At 71.9% G+C, this 16076-nt stretch carries 12 protein-coding genes; 7 read left to right on the top strand and 5 right to left on the bottom strand.

The window, feature by feature from the left end:
- Positions 1-59: 59 nt before the first annotated feature.
- The 5 genes from ABZ478_RS29965 to ABZ478_RS29945 all read right to left on the bottom strand — a co-directional run bounded on the left by ABZ478_RS29965 (position 60) and on the right by ABZ478_RS29945 (position 5539).
- Positions 60-1676, bottom strand: a complete 1617-nt coding sequence (locus ABZ478_RS29965; protein ID WP_359554039.1) for a cation acetate symporter — start codon at positions 1674-1676, stop codon at positions 60-62.
- A complete protein-coding gene (locus ABZ478_RS29960) occupies positions 1673-2128 on the bottom strand; it encodes a DUF485 domain-containing protein (RefSeq protein WP_359554037.1) in 456 nt (151 codons plus the stop codon). Before ABZ478_RS29960 ends, ABZ478_RS29965 begins: the two co-directional genes overlap by 4 nt.
- Positions 2129-2346: 218 nt before the next feature.
- Positions 2347-3369, bottom strand: a complete 1023-nt coding sequence (locus ABZ478_RS29955) for a TolB-like translocation protein (RefSeq protein WP_359554036.1) — start codon at positions 3367-3369, stop codon at positions 2347-2349.
- 23 nt (positions 3370-3392) lie between these two features.
- Complete coding sequence (locus ABZ478_RS29950; protein WP_359554035.1) at positions 3393-4664, bottom strand: MFS transporter; 1272 nt, start codon at positions 4662-4664, stop codon at positions 3393-3395.
- Between the two features lie 26 nt (positions 4665-4690).
- The gene (locus ABZ478_RS29945; protein ID WP_359554033.1) at positions 4691-5539 is read right to left on the bottom strand and encodes a glycosyltransferase family 2 protein; all 849 of its coding nucleotides are present in this window, start codon (positions 5537-5539) and stop codon (positions 4691-4693) included.
- A 477-nt stretch (positions 5540-6016) separates the two neighbouring features.
- Between ABZ478_RS29945 and ABZ478_RS29940 the strand changes: the two genes are divergently transcribed.
- The 7 genes from ABZ478_RS29940 (at position 6017) to ABZ478_RS29910 (ending at position 16049) form a co-directional block, all read left to right on the top strand.
- Complete coding sequence (locus ABZ478_RS29940) at positions 6017-7324, top strand: sugar transferase (RefSeq protein WP_359554032.1); 1308 nt, start codon at positions 6017-6019, stop codon at positions 7322-7324.
- Positions 7325-7347: 23 nt separating this feature from the next.
- Entirely contained in the window at positions 7348-8403 is a 1056-nt protein-coding gene (locus ABZ478_RS29935; RefSeq protein WP_359554031.1) for a Gfo/Idh/MocA family oxidoreductase, read from the top strand.
- An 11-nt stretch (positions 8404-8414) separates the two neighbouring features.
- On the top strand, positions 8415-9416 hold the full coding sequence (locus ABZ478_RS29930; protein WP_359554029.1) for an NAD-dependent epimerase/dehydratase family protein: 1002 nt from the start codon (positions 8415-8417) through the stop codon (positions 9414-9416).
- Positions 9413-10552, top strand: coding sequence for a DegT/DnrJ/EryC1/StrS family aminotransferase (locus ABZ478_RS29925; protein WP_359554028.1), 1140 nt, complete (start codon positions 9413-9415; stop codon positions 10550-10552). Before ABZ478_RS29930 ends, ABZ478_RS29925 begins: the two co-directional genes overlap by 4 nt.
- Entirely contained in the window at positions 10549-11259 is a 711-nt protein-coding gene (locus tag ABZ478_RS29920; protein WP_359554027.1) for an acetyltransferase, read from the top strand. The genes ABZ478_RS29925 and ABZ478_RS29920 overlap by 4 nt, the downstream gene beginning before the upstream one ends.
- The gene (locus ABZ478_RS29915; RefSeq protein ID WP_359554025.1) at positions 11256-12374 is read left to right on the top strand and encodes a DegT/DnrJ/EryC1/StrS family aminotransferase; all 1119 of its coding nucleotides are present in this window, start codon (positions 11256-11258) and stop codon (positions 12372-12374) included. The genes ABZ478_RS29920 and ABZ478_RS29915 overlap by 4 nt, the downstream gene beginning before the upstream one ends.
- A gap of 69 nt (positions 12375-12443) precedes the next feature.
- On the top strand, positions 12444-16049 hold the full coding sequence (locus tag ABZ478_RS29910) for a DUF4082 domain-containing protein (protein WP_359554024.1): 3606 nt from the start codon (positions 12444-12446) through the stop codon (positions 16047-16049).
- Positions 16050-16076: the final 27 nt, after the last annotated feature.

The following is a 16076-nucleotide window of genomic DNA, read 5'->3' as shown; positions in this document are numbered from 1 at the left end:
GCCCGCTCCGCCGCCGCGGCCGAATCACCACGGCTGCGGAACGGGCTGCGCAGGCGTGGTCATTCGGCCGCGGCGAGCATCCGTGCCTCGCTCTCCTCGTACAGCCGCCGGTTCTCGCGGCTGTGAGCGGGGCGACGCCGGTGGTCCAGACGGCTGCCCAGCCAGCCCGCCAGGTAGCCGAACGGGACGGAGACCAGTCCGGTGGACTGCATGGGGAACAGGTCGAAGTGGGCGTTGGGGAAGACGGCGGACGGTGTGCCGGAAACGGCTCTGGACACGACCATCAGCAGCAGCGCGCAGCCCGCTCCGCCGTAGAGGGCGGCCAGCAGGCCGGTGCGCGTGAATCCGCGCCAGAACAGAGAGTAGGTGAGCGCGGGTGCCACCGCCGATGCCCCGATGCAGATGGCCAGCGTGGTGAGTACGCCGACGTTCCAGTTCTGGACCAGAATGGCGAGTCCGATGGCGACGGTTCCCACGGCCACGCTCGTCCACACCGCCACCGTCATCTCGGTACGCGGCTCCGCGCGCCCCCGCCGCGCCGCATGGGCGAACAGGTCGTGGGCGAGTGACGAGGCCGCGGCCAGGGTCATCCCCGCGACCGACGACAGCAGGGTGATGAAGACCATGCCCGCCACGGCCGAGTAGAGAATCGTCGTGCCCGCGGATCCGGGTGCCCCGCCGAGCACCTGCGACAGCATGAGCACCGACGTCCTGCCCTGAGGGTCGGCCGTGGTGATGTACCGCGATCCCACCAGCGCCGCCGCGCCCGTACCCATGACGATCACGAACAGGCAGAACGTGGTGACCGTGGCGACCGCCCACGACATGGAGCGACGTACCGCCGGCGCGTCCTGCGCGGAGTACAGACGCATCGTGATGTGGGGCAGGCAGGCCACCCCGAGGACCACGGTGATCTGGAGACCGAAGAAGTCCAGCCGCTCACCGGCCGTGGTGCCCAGCTGAAGGCCCTGCCGGAGGAAGGCGGGGCCCGCGCCGCTGCCGTGCTGGGCGGCCCTGAGCAGGTCGCCCAGGCTCCAGTCGAAGCGGTTCAGGACCAGGGCGGCGACGACGGCGCTGGTGCCGAGCAGGAGCACGATCTTGATCATCTGAATGAGGGCGGTGCCTCGCATACCGCCGAGGGCCGCGTAAATGATCATCAGGCTGCCGACGATGACGATGCAGGCCGTCCTGGCGCCGGCGACGTGCGGGAGGTTCAGGATGAAGGTGAGCAGCGACCCGGCCCCGGAGAGCTGGACGACCAGGAAGGGCAGGGTCGCCGCGAGCGTCACCACGCAGGAGGCGACACGCACCGACCGCGCGGGCATGTTGCGGGCCAGGACGTCGCCCATGGTGAACCTGCCGGCGTTGCGCAGGGGTTCGGCCAGCAGGAACATCAGCAGCACCAGGGACAGGGCCGTGCTGACCGCGAGGACGTAGCCGTCGTAGCCGGCGAGCGCGACGATGCCGGTGGTGCTCAGCACCGTGGCCGCGGAGATGTAGTCACCCGCGATGGCGAGGCCGTTCTTGAGCGGGGTGAGCGAGAGGTAACCGGTGTAGAAGTTGGTCAGGTCGTTGCGGTCCGGTCCCGCCATCACACACATCAGCAGCGTGAGGGTGACCAGGGCGGTGAACAGGACGAGGACGGTGGCCTGCGTCCCGGAACCGAAGTCGTTCATCTCGCCACTCCCGCGTTCCGGCCGGCGGGGACAGCCCGCTCCCTGACGGCGCGGGCCAGCGGATCCACCGAGCGTTGTGCGCTGCGTCCGTACCAGGAGACCGCCACGAAGGTGACGACGAGTTGGAGGATCCCCAGGACCATTCCCAGGCTCAGCTCCCCGGCGATCCTGGAACCCATCAGGTCCGGCGCCCAGCAGGAGAGCACGACATACACCACGAATGAGCCGAGCGCGGCCAGCGTGGAGCTCCGGCGGAGCAGGCGGTAGGCCGAGCGGAGGGTGGCCAGGTCGTCATGGTGCGGAGCCTGGTGCGCATACGACTCGTCCCACGTGGCGTCCCCGAACCAGCCATGTCCGGAGGCGTCGTGTCCGTATCCCTGGGGCCTGGTGCGGGGCGGCGGCCATCCGGGTGGTCCGGGTGGTGGGTACTGGTGCTCGTCGGGGTTTGTCATCGCCTGGCCTTCCACTGCGGCACGAATACGTGGAGGTGAACGGGGGAAACGCATCAGGCGGCGCACCATACCGACTGGTTGGGATGTCTGTAAGCCCGCTGTGGGTCACGTTTTGGGGTCGACACGGCTCCCCCGGGTGTCGATCGGACGACGGCGGTGGATCGACGGGTGGGGTCGAGAAGCGCCTCGCGGGCACCTGTGGAACGGCGGGTTCCCCGCTACAGCGGCGCCGGTGAGGAGGCCCCCGCGATCAGCAGGCGGGGGGTTCCCGAGCCGTCGGCGGGCACGGTCCACAGGTCGCTGCCGCCCACCTCGCCGTCGGCGGGCAGGGCGTAGGCGAGGGTGCGGTCGTCCAGCCAGGTGGCCTGGTCGTCGACGCTGTGCCGCTCGGCCAGCGGCGTCCGGCGCAGGGTGCGCAGATCGAGGACGTACTCGTGCCAGAGCGTGGCGCCGGACAGGACCCGCTTCTTGAAGGCGACCCGGGTGCCGTCGGGGGAGAGCGAGGGGCACTCCACGTTCTCGGCCAGCGTGGTCACCGAACGCCGCGAGACCGAACCCCGCACCAGATACGTCTTGTTGGCGGTGTTGAGGGTGGCGTAGAAGGTGTCGTCGTCGGAGGCGAAGGTGACGCCCCAGAAGTTGATGTCCGAGGCGTGGTACGGCTTGCCGTCCCTGACGACCGAGAACTTCTCCAGGCTGGGGATCAGCCGCATGGTGCGGGTGTCCAGGATCGAGGTCCGGGTGGAGAAGAACGCGGAGGAGTAGGACTCGCCGGAGACGAAGACCGTCCAGGCGGCGAAGCGGCCGCTGGGCGAGACCCGGGCCCGGCTGGGCGTGCCCGCGAGCGGGAAGTCGCGCCGGGTGCGGAGGTTCGCGTCCAGAAGCAGGGCGCGGTTGCTCTGCTTGAGGACGCCGGGGTTGGACTGGAGGCAGACGCCGGTGCCGGCCGCCGCGTAGAAGCGCGCGCACTTCAGGCCCGAGGCGACCCGCCGGCCGCCGGGGTCGGCCGACGGCACCGAGGCGACCGCGGTGCGGTGCGGGCCGGCGGCCGCGTTGACGAACGTCAGGCGGTTCTTCTGGCCGAGCGTCAGCCTGCCCTCGCCGACGGCGGGACCGCCCGCCCGCGGCCGGTCGGCGCGGTCGGCGCGGGAGGCGGCGTGCAGGACCACGCCGGTGCCCAGGCCCGCGAGCAGCAGGACCGCCACGACGAGTATGAGCAGACGGCGGTGGAGCGTTGTCATCCGGATCCTTGGGGCTGAGGTGGTCATCGGGTCCCGCCGGCCGGCCGCAGCACCAGTGCCGCGACGGCCGCGCAAGCCAGCAGGCCGACCGCCGATCCGGCCAGCGCCGGGCCGTCGCCCCACACCGTCCAGGCGGCACCGAAGGCCAGCGAGCAGCAGAACCGGGCCAGCGCCTGGCTGGTGCCGACGATGGCGAGGCCGCTGGCGCGCAGCTCCTCGGGCACGATGCCGGCGAGGGCGGCCGGGAGCACACCGTCGGTGGCCGCGTAGAACATGCCGTGCAGGGCGAGCACTGCGGGGGTCAGGACGGGCGTGGCCGGCTCCCACAGCAGCAGGGCGTAGGCGATGAGCAGTCCCACGTGCCCCGCGAGGAACACGGTGCGCCGCCCGATCCGGTCCGCCAGCGCGCCGGCGGGCACGGCGAGCAGCAGGAACACCGCGGCGGTGCCCAGCGGCAGCAGCGTGAACCACTGCTCGCCGACGCCCGCGCGGCGCTGCAGGAGCAGATAGACGAAGGCGTCGCTGACGGTGGTCAGGCCGAGGAGCGCGGCGCAGCCGGCGAGCGCCCGCAGGCGCGGCAGGCGCAGCAGCGCCAGCGCCTCGCGCACCCGGACCGGCGGCCTGCCGTCCGGCTCACCCGCCTGCTCCGGCCGCGCCTCGCGCCGCCTGCCGGGTACGAACAGCACCAGCACGAGCACGCCGAGCACGGCGACGCACGCGCTCACCCCGAACACCGCGTCGTAGCCGTCGGCCGCCGCACGCAGGATGAGGAAGGCCGCGAGCGGGCCGAGCATCGCGCCGGTGGTGTCCATCGCCCGGTGCACGCCGAAGGCCCGGCCCTGGTTCGCGGCCGGCGTGGACAGCGAGATCATCGCGTCGCGCGGGGCGGTGCGCAGGCCCTTGCCGGTGCGTTCCAGGGCCAGGACCGTACCGAGCGTGCCGAGGCTGCCGGCGAGCAGCAGCAGCGGCTTGCAGAGCGCGGACAGGCCGTAGCCGAGCCCGGCCATCAGCTTGTGGTTGCGCACCCGGTCGGCGAGGTGGCCGCCGGTGAGCTGGACCAGGGCGCTGACGCCGTTGTAGACACCGTCGAGGGCGCCGAACCCCAGCGGGCTGAAGCCGAGTCGGCTGACCAGGTAGAGCGGCAGGACGGCGGTGACCATCTCCGAGGAGATGTCGGTGATCAGGCTGACCGTGCCGAGCACGACCACGACCGGGGCGACCCCGCGCCCGGGGCCGCGTGTCCGGCCCCGCTCGGTGTCCGCCCGGGCGGATGTGGAGCGGTCGGTGAGGTACATGATCGGGGACTCCAGGTGCGGTGCGTTCAGTTCTGCCGGCTGCTCTCGTCCCGCAGCCAGGTGCCGAAGTCCTCCGCCTCGATGGCCTTTCGCGCCCGCCGCCGGGCGACGACCGCGGCGGCGACGAAGACCACGACGTCCGCGAGGAGGCGCGGTTCCGCGCGGACCACGGCCAGCAGATCCGCCCTGCCGGTGCGTGCCGACGCCTCTCGCGGGTCCCGGTGCTTCTCGACCTGGGCGGTGGACACCGCGGCGCGGATGCGCCGCCTGACCAGATCCGGCCAGGTGCGCGGCGGGTGGACCACGACCCGGGCCGCACCGACCACGAGCCGCTCCCCGGGGGCGAACGCCAGGGACGCGGCCAGATCGTCCGCCATCAGCGGCGGCAGCGCCGCGATCCGGGCGTACCCGGCCTTGGAGACCGCGATGACGCCCCGGCCGAACAGCCCCTCGCGCACGGCGGGGAGCCGCTGCCACACGCGGTAGTAGGCCCGCACCGGCCAGGCGCAGGCGGCCAGCGGGAGCTGCCGTTCGGGGGCGGTGGCGAGGATGCCGGAGGTCTCGTCGTCGAGGGGCCCGGTCAGCGCCCGCACGTCGGCGCCCGTGATCACGACGTCGGCGTCCACGTAGACCCGCGGGAAGCCGCGCGCGTGGTCGTCACCCGCCCGCAGGGCCGCGTGCTTGGACGGGACCGGAATCTCCACCACCCTGACGCGCGGCCCGTGTTGGGCCGCGATCCGGGCGGTGTCGTCCGTGCAGCCGTTGCACACGACCACGATGTCGGTCTCGTCCCCGGCGGGGTCCGCCAGCAGGGAATCGAGGAGCCGGCCGAGGACGCGCGCCTCGTTGTGGGCCGGGATCACGATGCTCGTCACCCGGGCAGTATGCCGTCGGTGTCGTCATTGCGCCGTGTGTTTCGTCCAACTGTTCCCGCGACTGCGTCCCGTGGTCTAGATTGAGGTCCGCCGGGCCGGTTTGGGAGGGACATCTGCACTTGACGGCAAGTCAAGTCGCGGATTCGTAAACCGGGTACGGCACAGGCAACAGCCAACATGCAGGGTGCGTCCGGCGGTTGGGGAACCGCTCACCGCTCCCTGGTTTTCCGGCGCCGTTGTGTTGAGGAGACGCACCGGCGCCGTTCCGGCCCTGGCCGCGGACTTGCGACCGTATGTCCGCATCGCTCGGTCAGGGGTAGCCGCGCATGTGGTGGGGGGGGCATGACCATTGAGGTCACGCATGAGCAGGTGGTTCTGGAGCACAGGAGTCCAGAAGCGCGCCGAAGACCTTGGGAACGGAAGTACCGTGCGGTCCTGTTGGTCGCGGACGGCCTGGCGGCCGTAGCCGCGGCCTTAATGATTCACGGGGCCTACGGCCGCTGGACGGTGGCCCTGGTGCTGCCGCCGATGTGGATCGTGGCGATGCTGGCCCATCGCTCCTACGACCGGGGCGCCCTGGGCCTCGGAACCGAGGAGTACCTGCGGGTGCTGCGCGGGGCCGTCGCCCTGCCTGCGCTGGCCGCCTGCGCGTACTGGCTGTTCGCACGCGACCTGCGCCTGCTGCACGACATGATCGCGGCCGCGGTACCGGCCGCGGCGATCGCCCTGTCGGTCCGGTACGCGCTCCGCCGCCGGCTGCGCCGGTGCTGGGCACGGGGCCGGGACCGCACCGCGACGCTCCTGGTCGGGCCGTCGCACGGCGTCGTCGAACTGGTCGCCGTGCTGCGCAGGGCAGGCGGCGCACAGGAGTTGCAGGTCGCGGGCGTGTGCCTGAGCGACCCGGAGAACGCGGTCGCGATCCGTGAGCTGGGGCTCCCCGTCCTCGGCGGGATCGGCGACATGAACGACGTCGTCCGGGCCATGGGCATCGGCACCGTCGTGGCGCTGCCGGCGCCCGAGTTCGACGCCACCGTGCTGCGCCGGATGTCCTGGACGGCGGCCGTGCAGGACGTCGACTTCCTGCTGGCACCCGTGCTGACCGACGTGTCCGCCTCCCGGCTGGTGATACGGCCCACCAACGGGGTCCCGCTGATGCGGATACAGGCACCGAACCTCTCCCGGGCCTCCCGGCTGCCCAAGGAACTGCTGGACCGGGCGCTCGCCGCGGCGCTGCTGGCGGTGCTCCTGCCGCCCATGCTGGTGATCGCCCTGGTCGTCCGGCTGGACAGCACCGGTCCCGCGCTGTTCCGGCAGCGCCGGGTGGGCCGCTACGGAAACCACTTCACCATGCTGAAGTTCCGCACGATGCGGGAGGACTCCGAGGCCCTGCGGGCGGAACTGGAGCACCTCAACCAGAACAGCGACGGCCTGCTGTTCAAGGTGAAGGAGGACCCGCGGATCACCCGGGTCGGGTCGGTGCTGCGCCGCAGCTCGCTCGACGAGATCCCGCAGCTGATCAACGTGGTGCGGGGCCACATGTCGCTCGTCGGCCCCCGCCCCTCGCTGCCCGAGGAGGTCGAGGAGTACACGCCGGACATCAAACGCCGGCTCCTGGTGAAGCCCGGCCTCACCGGGCTGTGGCAGGTGAGCGGCCGTTCCGACCTGCCCTGGGACGAGGCGGTCCGGCTCGACCTCGGATACGTGGACAACTGGTCGATGGGCCTCGACATGACCATCCTGCTGCGCACCGGGTCCGCCGTGGTGCGCGGAGCGGGGGCCTACTGATGAACCGAAGGAAGAGGAACACAGTGACGCAGACCACGGATCCGCTGGGGGTCGCGGTCGTCGGGGCCGGCTACTGGGGCCCCAACCTCGTACGCAACTTCCAGGCCAGCGAGCGGTTCCGGCTGCGCTGGCTGTGCGACCTCGACGTGGACCGGGCCCGGCGGGTCCTCGGCGGCTACTCGACGGTCCAGGCCACCTCGGACTACGCGGCCGTCCTGGCCGACCCCGACGTCGCCGCCGTCGCCGTGGCCACCCCCGCCGGGACCCACCTCGACATCGCCCTGGCCGCCCTGCGCGCCGGCAAGCACGTCCTGGTGGAGAAGCCGCTCGCCGCCACCTACGCCGACGGGATGCGCCTGGTCGCCGAGGCGGAGGAGCGCGGGCTCACCCTGATGTGCGACCACACCTACTGCTACACACCCGCCGTGGGCCGCATCCGCGACATGGTCCGCTCCGGCGAACTCGGCGAGATCCACTTCGTCGACTCCGTGCGGATCAACCTCGGCCTCGTCCAGAAGGACATCGACGTCCTGTGGGACCTGGCCCCCCACGACCTGTCGATCCTGGACTTCATCCTCCCCGACAACGTCGAGCCGGTCGCCGTCGCCGCCCACGGGGCCGACCCGATCGGCGCGGGACAGGCCTGCGTGGCCTATCTGACGCTGCAGCTCAACACGGGGGCCATCGCCCACGTGCACGTCAACTGGCTCTCCCCGACCAAGGTGCGCACCACCATGGTGGGCGGCTCCAAGCGCACCCTCATCTGGGACGACCTCAACCCGGTGCAGCGCGTCGCGGTCTACGACCGCGGGGTGGACCTGGCCGCGCCGCAGGAGATCGGCGCGGACGAACGCCGGGACATGCTCGTCTCCTACCGTTCGGGCGACATGGTCGCCCCCGCGATCGGCGAGAAGGAAGCGCTGCGCAGCATGGTCGACGAGTTCGCCGACGCGGTCAGCGGCGGCCGGGCGCCGCTGACCGACGGCCGGGCGGGTCTGCGCGTGCTGGACATCCTCGAAGCGGCCTCCCGGAGCCTGGAGTTCCGGGGTGCGGTCGTCGGCCTGCGCGCCGGGCATTGACAGTTCCACCGATGGAGAGGGCACTTCAGTTGAGCAGCGTACGGGGCAAGAAGATCCTGGTCACCGGAGGGGCGGGGACCATCGGGTCCAATCTCGTCGACCTCCTGGCCGAGGGCGGTGCCCGTGAGATCGTCGTGCTGGACAACTTCGTCCGCGGGCGGATGGGCAACCTGGCCAGGGCCCTGGACAGCGGCGTCGTCGAGGTCGTCGAGGGCGACATCCGCGACGCCGCCGCCGTGCGGAAGGCCACCGACGGCGCCGACCTGGTGTTCCACCTCGCCGCGATCCGCATCACGCAGTGCGCGGAGGAGCCCCGGCTCGCCAACGAGGTCATGGTCGACGGCACCTTCAACGTCCTGGAGGCGGCGGTCGAGGCAGGGGTCGGCAAGGTGATCGCCTCGTCCTCGGCCTCCGTCTACGGCATGGCCGAGGACTTCCCGACGACCGAGCGCCACCACCCCTACAACAACGACACGTTCTACGGCGCGGCCAAGGCCTTCAACGAGGGCATGCTGCGCAGCTTCCACGCCATGTACGGCCTGGACTACGTGGCGCTGCGGTACTTCAACGTCTACGGCCCCCGGATGGACATCCACGGCCTCTACACCGAGGTGCTCATCCGCTGGATGGAGCGCATCGAGTCGGGCGAGCCGCCGCTGATCCTCGGTGACGGCAGCCAGACCATGGACTTCGTCGACGTCCGGGACATCGCGAGGGCCAACGTGCTGGCCGCCGAGTCGGACCTGACCGACGAGGTCTTCAACGTCGCGAGTGGTACGGAGACTTCGCTTAAGGAGCTGGCCCGGGGCCTGCTGGAGGCGATGGGCGCCGAGGGCCTGGAGCCGGAGCACGGGCCGGCCCGCGCGGTGAACGGGGTGGTCCGGCGGCTCGCGGACACCACGAGCGCCGCCGAGCGGCTCGGCTTCACGGCGCGGATCGACCTGCGCACCGGGCTCAGGGACCTGGTGGACTGGTGGCGTGCGGAGCGCGCGGCGGGGGAGGCCGCCCAGTGAGCACCGACCGCATCCCGGTGATGATCCCCTGGCTCGGCGAGGAGGAGGCCCGGGCCGCCTCCGAGGCGGTGCTCTCCGGGTGGGTCGCCCAGGGCCCCCGGGTCGCCGCGTTCGAGCGGGCCTTCGCGGAGCGGGTGGGCGCCGAGCACGCCGTCGCGGTCAGCTCGTGCACCACCGCCCTGCACCTGTCCCTCGTCGCGCTCGGCGTCGGGCCCGGCGACGAGGTCGTGGTGCCCTCGCTGTCGTTCATCGCCACCGCCAACGCCGTGCGCTACGTCGGTGCCGAACCCGTGTTCGCCGACGTCGAGCCCGCCACCGGCAACCTGACCACGGCCACCGTCGACGCCGTCCGCACCCCCCGCACCCGGGCCGTCCTCGCCGTCCACCAGGGCGGCGCACCGGCCGACGTGCACGCCCTGCGGGCCGCCTGCGCCGACTGGGACCTGCCGCTGGTGGAGGACGCGGCCTGTGCCATCGGCTCGACCGTCGGCGGCAAGCCCGTGGGGCACGGCGCACTGATCGCCGCCTGGTCCTTCCACCCCCGCAAGGTCGTCACCACCGGCGAGGGCGGCATGGTCACCACCGACGACGCCGCGTGGGCCGAGCGCCTGCGCCGGCTGCGCGAGCACGGGATGAACGCCTCGGCGGCCCAGCGTCACGCCAGCGCCAAGCCGGTCCTGGAGAGCTACCTCGAGGTCGGCTACAACTACCGGATGACGGACATCCAGGCCGCGGTCGGCCTGGTCCAGCTCGGCAAGCTGGACGCGATGATCGTCCGCCGCCGCGAACTGGCCGCCCGCTACGACCGGTTGCTGCGGGACGTCCCCGGCCTCACCCCGGTCCGCGACCCCGCGCACGGGCAGAGCAACTTCCAGTCCTACTGGGTGCTCCTGGACGAGGGCTTCCCCGTCGGCCGGGACGACCTGCTGGCGGCGCTCGCCGGAACCGGGGTCTCCGCCCGGCGCGGGATCATGGCGGCCCACCTCGAGCCCGCCTACGCCGGCCACCCGCGCGCGCCGCTTCCGGTCACCGAGCGGATCAGCCGCGACTCGCTGATCCTGCCGCTGTTCCACACGATGACCGAGGCCCAGCAGGACCGCGTCGTGACGGCCCTGCGCGAACAGGCCCGAAGATGAACGGGCTGCTGATCATCGGTGCCGGCGGCTTCGCCCGGGAGACCGCGCAGGCCGTACGGGACGCGGGCGGCACCGAGCTGCTCGGGCACCTCGACGACGATCCCGCCCTGCACGGCACCGAGGTGGACGGCGTACCCGTCCTCGGCGGCTGCGACCTGGTCCACGGCCTGCCCCGGGCCCGGGTGGTCCTCTGCGTGGGCAACCCGCGGGACTACGCGTCCCGCGCCCGGCTGGTCGCGAGGCTCGGCCTGCCCGCGGACCGCTACGCCACCGTGGTCCACCCGACGGCCTCGGTGTCGAGGACGTCCGAGGTCGGACCCGGCTCGGTCCTGCTCGCGCACTGCGCGCTGACCGCCGCCGTGCGGGTGGGCGCGCATGTCGCGGTGATGCCGCAGGCCGTCCTCACCCACGACGACGTGGTCGAGGACTGCGCCACCATCGCCTCCGGCGCCCGTCTGGGCGGAGGCGTACGGGTGGAGCGGGGCGCCTATCTGGGCTCCGGCGCCCTGATCAGGGAAGGCACGACGGTCGGCGCCTGGTCGCTGATCGGGATGGGGAGCGCCGTGCTCGGCGATGTACCGCCGGGCGAGGTCTGGGTGGGGAGCCCGGCCCGGCGGCTGCGCGCGGCGGATGCGCCCGCGCTCGACCGACTCGCGTCGCGGGACGACGACTTCGCGAAGCACGCACTGGGGGGACCAGTCACATGAACCAGATACCGCTCGTGGACCTCAAGGCGGCCCACGAGGAGGTCGCCGACGAGGTACGGGCCGGCTTCGAACGTGTCCTGGCGGGCACCGCGTTCATCGGCGGCGAGGAGGTCCGCCTGTTCGAGCGCGAGTACGCGGACTTCGGCGGTGTCGCGCACTGCGCGGGCGTCGCCAACGGCACGGACGCCGTCGAACTCGCGCTGCGCGCGAGCGGAGTGGGCCCCGGCGACGAGGTCGTGGTGCCCGCCAACACCTTCATCGCCACCGCGGGCGCGGTGGCCCGCACCGGCGCCCGGCCGGTCCTCGCCGACTGCCTGCCCGACACCTACCTGCTCGACCCGCGGGCCGCGCTGGACGCGGTCGGCCCGGCCACCCGCGCGGTCGTACCGGTCCACCTCTACGGCCAGATGGCCGACGTGACGGCACTCACCGCCCAACTGCCCCAGCACGTCGCGGTGGTGGAGGACGCCGCACAGTGCCAGGGCGCCACCCGCGACGGCCGCTCGCCGGGCAGCGGCGGTATCGCGGCGACCAGCTTCTACCCGGGCAAGAACCTGGGTGCCTACGGCGACGCGGGCGCGGTGCTCACCGACGACGAGGAGCGGGCCGGCCTGGTGCGCGCCATCGCGAACCACGGCGGCGTCGCCAAGTACCGCCACGACGTGCCCGGTTTCAACAGCCGGCTGGACGGGCTGCAGGCCGTCGTCCTGCGGGCCAAGCTCAAGCGCCTCGCGGCCGGCAACGCGGCCCGCCGGGCGGCCGCGGCCCGCTACGACGAACTGCTCGCCGGCCTCGCCGCGGCCGGCCGGGTCGTGCTCCCGGCGACGGCACCCGGCAACGTCCACGTATGGCACCTCTACGTCCTCCAGGTCGACGGGGCCGACCGCGACGACATCGTCGGCAAGCTCAACGCGGAGGGCATCGGCGCCGGGGTGCACTACCCGGCACCGGTCCACCTGACCCCGGCGTACCGCCATCTCGGCCACTCCCGGGGCGACTTCCCGCACGCCGAGCGGACGGCGGAGCGGATCCTGTCGCTCCCGCTCCACCCGCACATCACCCCCGACCAGCAGCAGCGCGTCGTGGACGCACTCGCCCACGCCCTGCGCGGCTGACCGGTCACGGCTTCACGGCTTCACCCCGACCGCACGGGTCGGTCCTGCACAGCACCGTGAGAGGTACACATGAAAAAATGGAGCAGACGGATCCGGGGCAGCCGCCTCGCCGTCGTAGCAGCGTTGATCTGGGCGGTGCTCCCGCAGGCGGGGACCGCCCTGGCAGCCTCCGATCCGTGCGGGACGGGTTCGAACCCCGTCGTCTGTGAGAACTCCAAGCCGGGCAACCCGAAGTCCGACTGGTTCTCGCCCAACGCCTACGGTGACATCAAGGGCTTCTCCACCAAGGAGAGCGTCCAGGCCGGTGACACCGTGCAGTTCAAGGTGCAGTCGAAGGTTTCGTACCACGTCGAGATCTACCGCCTGGGCTGGTACGGCGGCGACGGCGCGCGCGAGATGTCCACCGCGGCCCAGGCCGCCGTCACCTATCCGGCCAACTATCTGACAAACCCTGCCAGTTGCACCAAGAAGAGCGGCACCGGCCTGGTCGACTGCGGCAACTGGCCGGTGACCGCCACCTGGACGGTGCCCAGTGACGCCGTCTCCGGCCTGTACATCGCCAACCTCACCCAGACGGACGGTGACGGCCTGATGCCGTACCCGTTCGTGGTCCGCAAGGACTCCAGCACCTCCGACGTCGTCGTGCAGACCAGCGACCAGACCTGGCAGGCCTACAACGACTACGGCGGCCAGGACCTCTACGGCGGCGCCGGCCCCGCTCCGGACGGCCGCGCCTACGAGGTCAGCTACAACCGTCCGCTGGACATCGGCGGCGACAACGGCATCTACGGCTCCGAGTACATGATGCTGTCCTGGCTGGAACGCAACGGCTACGACGTCAGCTACCTGTCCGGCGTCGACGTGTCGGCCAACGGCGCCACCCTGCTGAAGAAGCACAAGGTCTACCTGTCCTCCGGCCATGACGAGTACTGGACGCAGAGCCAGTACTCCAACGTCCTCGCGGCCCGCAAGGCCGGCGTCCGGCAAGGCTTCTTCAGCGGCAACGAGGTCTTCTGGAAGACCCGGCTCACCCCGAGCATCGACGGCGCGAACACCGCCAACCGCACCCTGGTCTGCTACAAGATGACCAAGATGGCCCAGAACAACGGCGTCGCCGACCCAAGCGGCACCTGGACCGGCACCTGGATGGACCCCGCCAGCACCCAGTACGGACAGGACTACCAGCCGCCGAACGTCCTCACCGGCTCCATGTTCACGGTGAACGGCTACCGCAGCGACGCCATCACCGTCCCCGGCTCGTACGGGAAGAACCGGATCTGGCGCAACACGTCCGTCGCCAACCTGACGACCAGTCAGACCGCCACCTTCCCGACGGGCACCCTCGGCTACGAGTGGGACAGCGACATCGACAACAGCACCCGGCCCGCCGGGGCGATCGACGTGTCGTCCACCACGGTGGACATCAACGACGGCAAGCTCCGCACGGACTGGGGCAACGTCTACGGCAACGGCACCGCGACGCACAACCTCGTCGAGTTCCGCGACCAGGACTCCGGCGCCCTGGTGTTCGGGGCGGGCACCGTGCAGTGGTCGTGGGGACTGACCGACATCCCGACGTACAACCCCGACGACACCGTGGTCACCGAGGACGCCCGCATGCAGCAGGCGACCCTGAACGTCTTCGCCGACATGGGCGTCCAGCCGCTGACCCGGCAGAGCAACCTGGTCGCCGCGACGGCCACGACCGACACCACCGGCCCGGCCGTCACCGTGACGGCCCCGGCCTCCGGAGTCACCGTCCCGGCGCTGAAGCCGGTCACCGTCACCGGCACCGCAACCGACTCCGGCGGCGGCGTGGTGGCCCGGGTGGAGGTGTCCACGGACGGCGGCCAGACCTGGAAGGCCGCGACCGGCCTCGGGTCGTGGAAGTACACCTGGACCCCGACCGCCCCCGGCGCCGTGTCCGTCAAGGTCCGCGCGGTGGACGACAGCGTCAACATCGGCGCCGTCAGCACCGTCCCGCTCACCGTCGGCCCGCAGGCCTGCCCGTGCACCGTCTGGCCGGCCTCGGCCGTCCCCGGGACCGTCAACGGCGGTGACGGCAGCTCGGTGGAGCTCGGCGTCAAGTTCCGCACCACGGCCGCCGGTTCGATCACCTCGGTCCGCTTCTACAAGTCGCCCGTCAACACAGGCACCCACACCGGAAGCCTGTGGAGCGCCTCCGGCACCCGCCTGGCCACCGGCACCTTCACCGGCGAGACGGCCTCCGGCTGGCAGCAGCTGAACTTCTCCACCCCGGTGAGCGTCAAGGCCAACACCACTTACGTCGCCTCGTACTTCGCCCCCAACGGCGGATACTCCTACGACGGCGGCTACTTCTCCGGCGGTGACGCGGGCCTCGCCCCGCTCACGGCCCTGAAGTCCGGTACCGACGGCGGCAACGGCGTCTACCACTACGGCTCCACCAGCGCCTTCCCGTCCTCGCAGTCCTCGGGCAGCAACTACTGGGTCGACGTGGTGCTGGACACCTCGACGGCCAGCACCACCCCGCCCACCGTCAGCTCGACCTCCCCGACGTCCGGGGCGACCGGCGTGTCGATCACGGCACCGGTGTCGGCCGTCTTCAGCTCGGCCGTCGACTCCGACAACCTGACCTTCACCGTGAAGGATCCGGACGGCGACACCGTGCCGGGGACCTGGACGCTCCCCGCGTCCAACAAGGCGACCTTCACCCCGTCGACGGAACTGGCGCTGCACACCACGTACACCGCCTCCGTCCAGGCCTCCGACCTGTGGGGCAACGCCATGGCGGACCCGGTGACCTGGAGCTTCACCACCAGCACCACCCCGCCGGCGGTCACCTGCCCCTGCACCCTGTGGGGCGCCTCGGCCGTACCCGCCACCACCGACATGACCGGCGACACCAACTCGGTCGAGCTGGGCACCCGGTTCACGTCCTCGACGAGCGGCTGGGTCACCGGTGTCACCTTCTACAAGGGCACCGGCAACACCGGCACCCACACCGGCAGCCTGTGGTCCGACGCCGGCACGCTGCTCGCCACCGGCACCTTCACCGGCGAGACGGCCTCGGGCTGGCAGCGGATGACCTTCACCACCCCGGTGGCCATCAGCGCCGACACCCCGTACGTCGTCTCCTACCACGCGCCGAACGGCCACTACGCGGTCGACGGCGGCTACTTCGCCGCGGCCCACCAGTCCTATCCGCTCACCGGCACCGCCGACACCACCGCGCACCACAACGGGCTCTACCGGTACGGCACCGACCCTGCTTTCCCAAGCGGTTCCTACGGATCCGCGAACTACTGGGTGGGCCCGGTCTTCAGCGCCGACGACCCGGGCGCGTCCCTGGCGGCGCCCGGCGCCTCCGAGGACAACGCGGCCACGCTGACGCACACCGCCGACGCGGGCAGCCCGCTCGTCACCACCCTGCCGGCGAAGACCGCGGTGTCGTCCGTCAAGGCGACCGTGACCGTCCTGTCCGGCCCCCGGGCCGCCGCGGCCAGGAAGCTCCATGTCACGGCCGTCACCTCCTACGACCGGGCGGGTCACAAGGTGTCCGTGCACCTGTCGGCCCCGCTGCCGGACGGCACCCGGTTCAAGGTCGCGGTCACGGCCCGGGACAAGCACCGCCACGCGGTGAAGTCCCGTACCTGGACCCTGACCGCCAGGACCGTCCACAAGAAGAAGAACTGACCCGTCACAGCGCACCGGTGGTGGCCC

The sequence above is a fragment of the Streptomyces sp. NPDC005706 genome (assembly GCF_040631045.1).
In the GTDB taxonomy this organism is placed as follows: Bacteria; Actinomycetota; Actinomycetes; order Streptomycetales; family Streptomycetaceae; genus Streptomyces.
This window is presented reverse-complemented; position numbering and strand designations above follow the sequence as displayed.

What these genes read in the sequence shown, in the direction of transcription:
- ABZ478_RS29955 (WP_359554036.1), bottom strand. Translation starts at nt 3,369, where the DNA reads ATGACAACGCTCCACCGCCGTCTGCTCATACTCGTCGTGGCGGTCCTG.
- ABZ478_RS29930 (WP_359554029.1), top strand. Translation starts at nt 8,415, where the DNA reads ATGGAGAGGGCACTTCAGTTGAGCAGCGTACGGGGCAAGAAGATCCTG.
- ABZ478_RS29910 (WP_359554024.1), top strand. Translation starts at nt 12,444, where the DNA reads ATGAAAAAATGGAGCAGACGGATCCGGGGCAGCCGCCTCGCCGTCGTA.
- ABZ478_RS29940 (WP_359554032.1), top strand. Translation starts at nt 6,017, where the DNA reads ATGATTCACGGGGCCTACGGCCGCTGGACGGTGGCCCTGGTGCTGCCG.
- ABZ478_RS29960 (WP_359554037.1), bottom strand. Translation starts at nt 2,128, where the DNA reads ATGACAAACCCCGACGAGCACCAGTACCCACCACCCGGACCACCCGGA.
- ABZ478_RS29965 (WP_359554039.1), bottom strand. Translation starts at nt 1,676, where the DNA reads ATGAACGACTTCGGTTCCGGGACGCAGGCCACCGTCCTCGTCCTGTTC.
- ABZ478_RS29920 (WP_359554027.1), top strand. Translation starts at nt 10,549, where the DNA reads ATGAACGGGCTGCTGATCATCGGTGCCGGCGGCTTCGCCCGGGAGACC.
- ABZ478_RS29950 (WP_359554035.1), bottom strand. Translation starts at nt 4,664, where the DNA reads ATGTACCTCACCGACCGCTCCACATCCGCCCGGGCGGACACCGAGCGG.
- ABZ478_RS29915 (WP_359554025.1), top strand. Translation starts at nt 11,256, where the DNA reads ATGAACCAGATACCGCTCGTGGACCTCAAGGCGGCCCACGAGGAGGTC.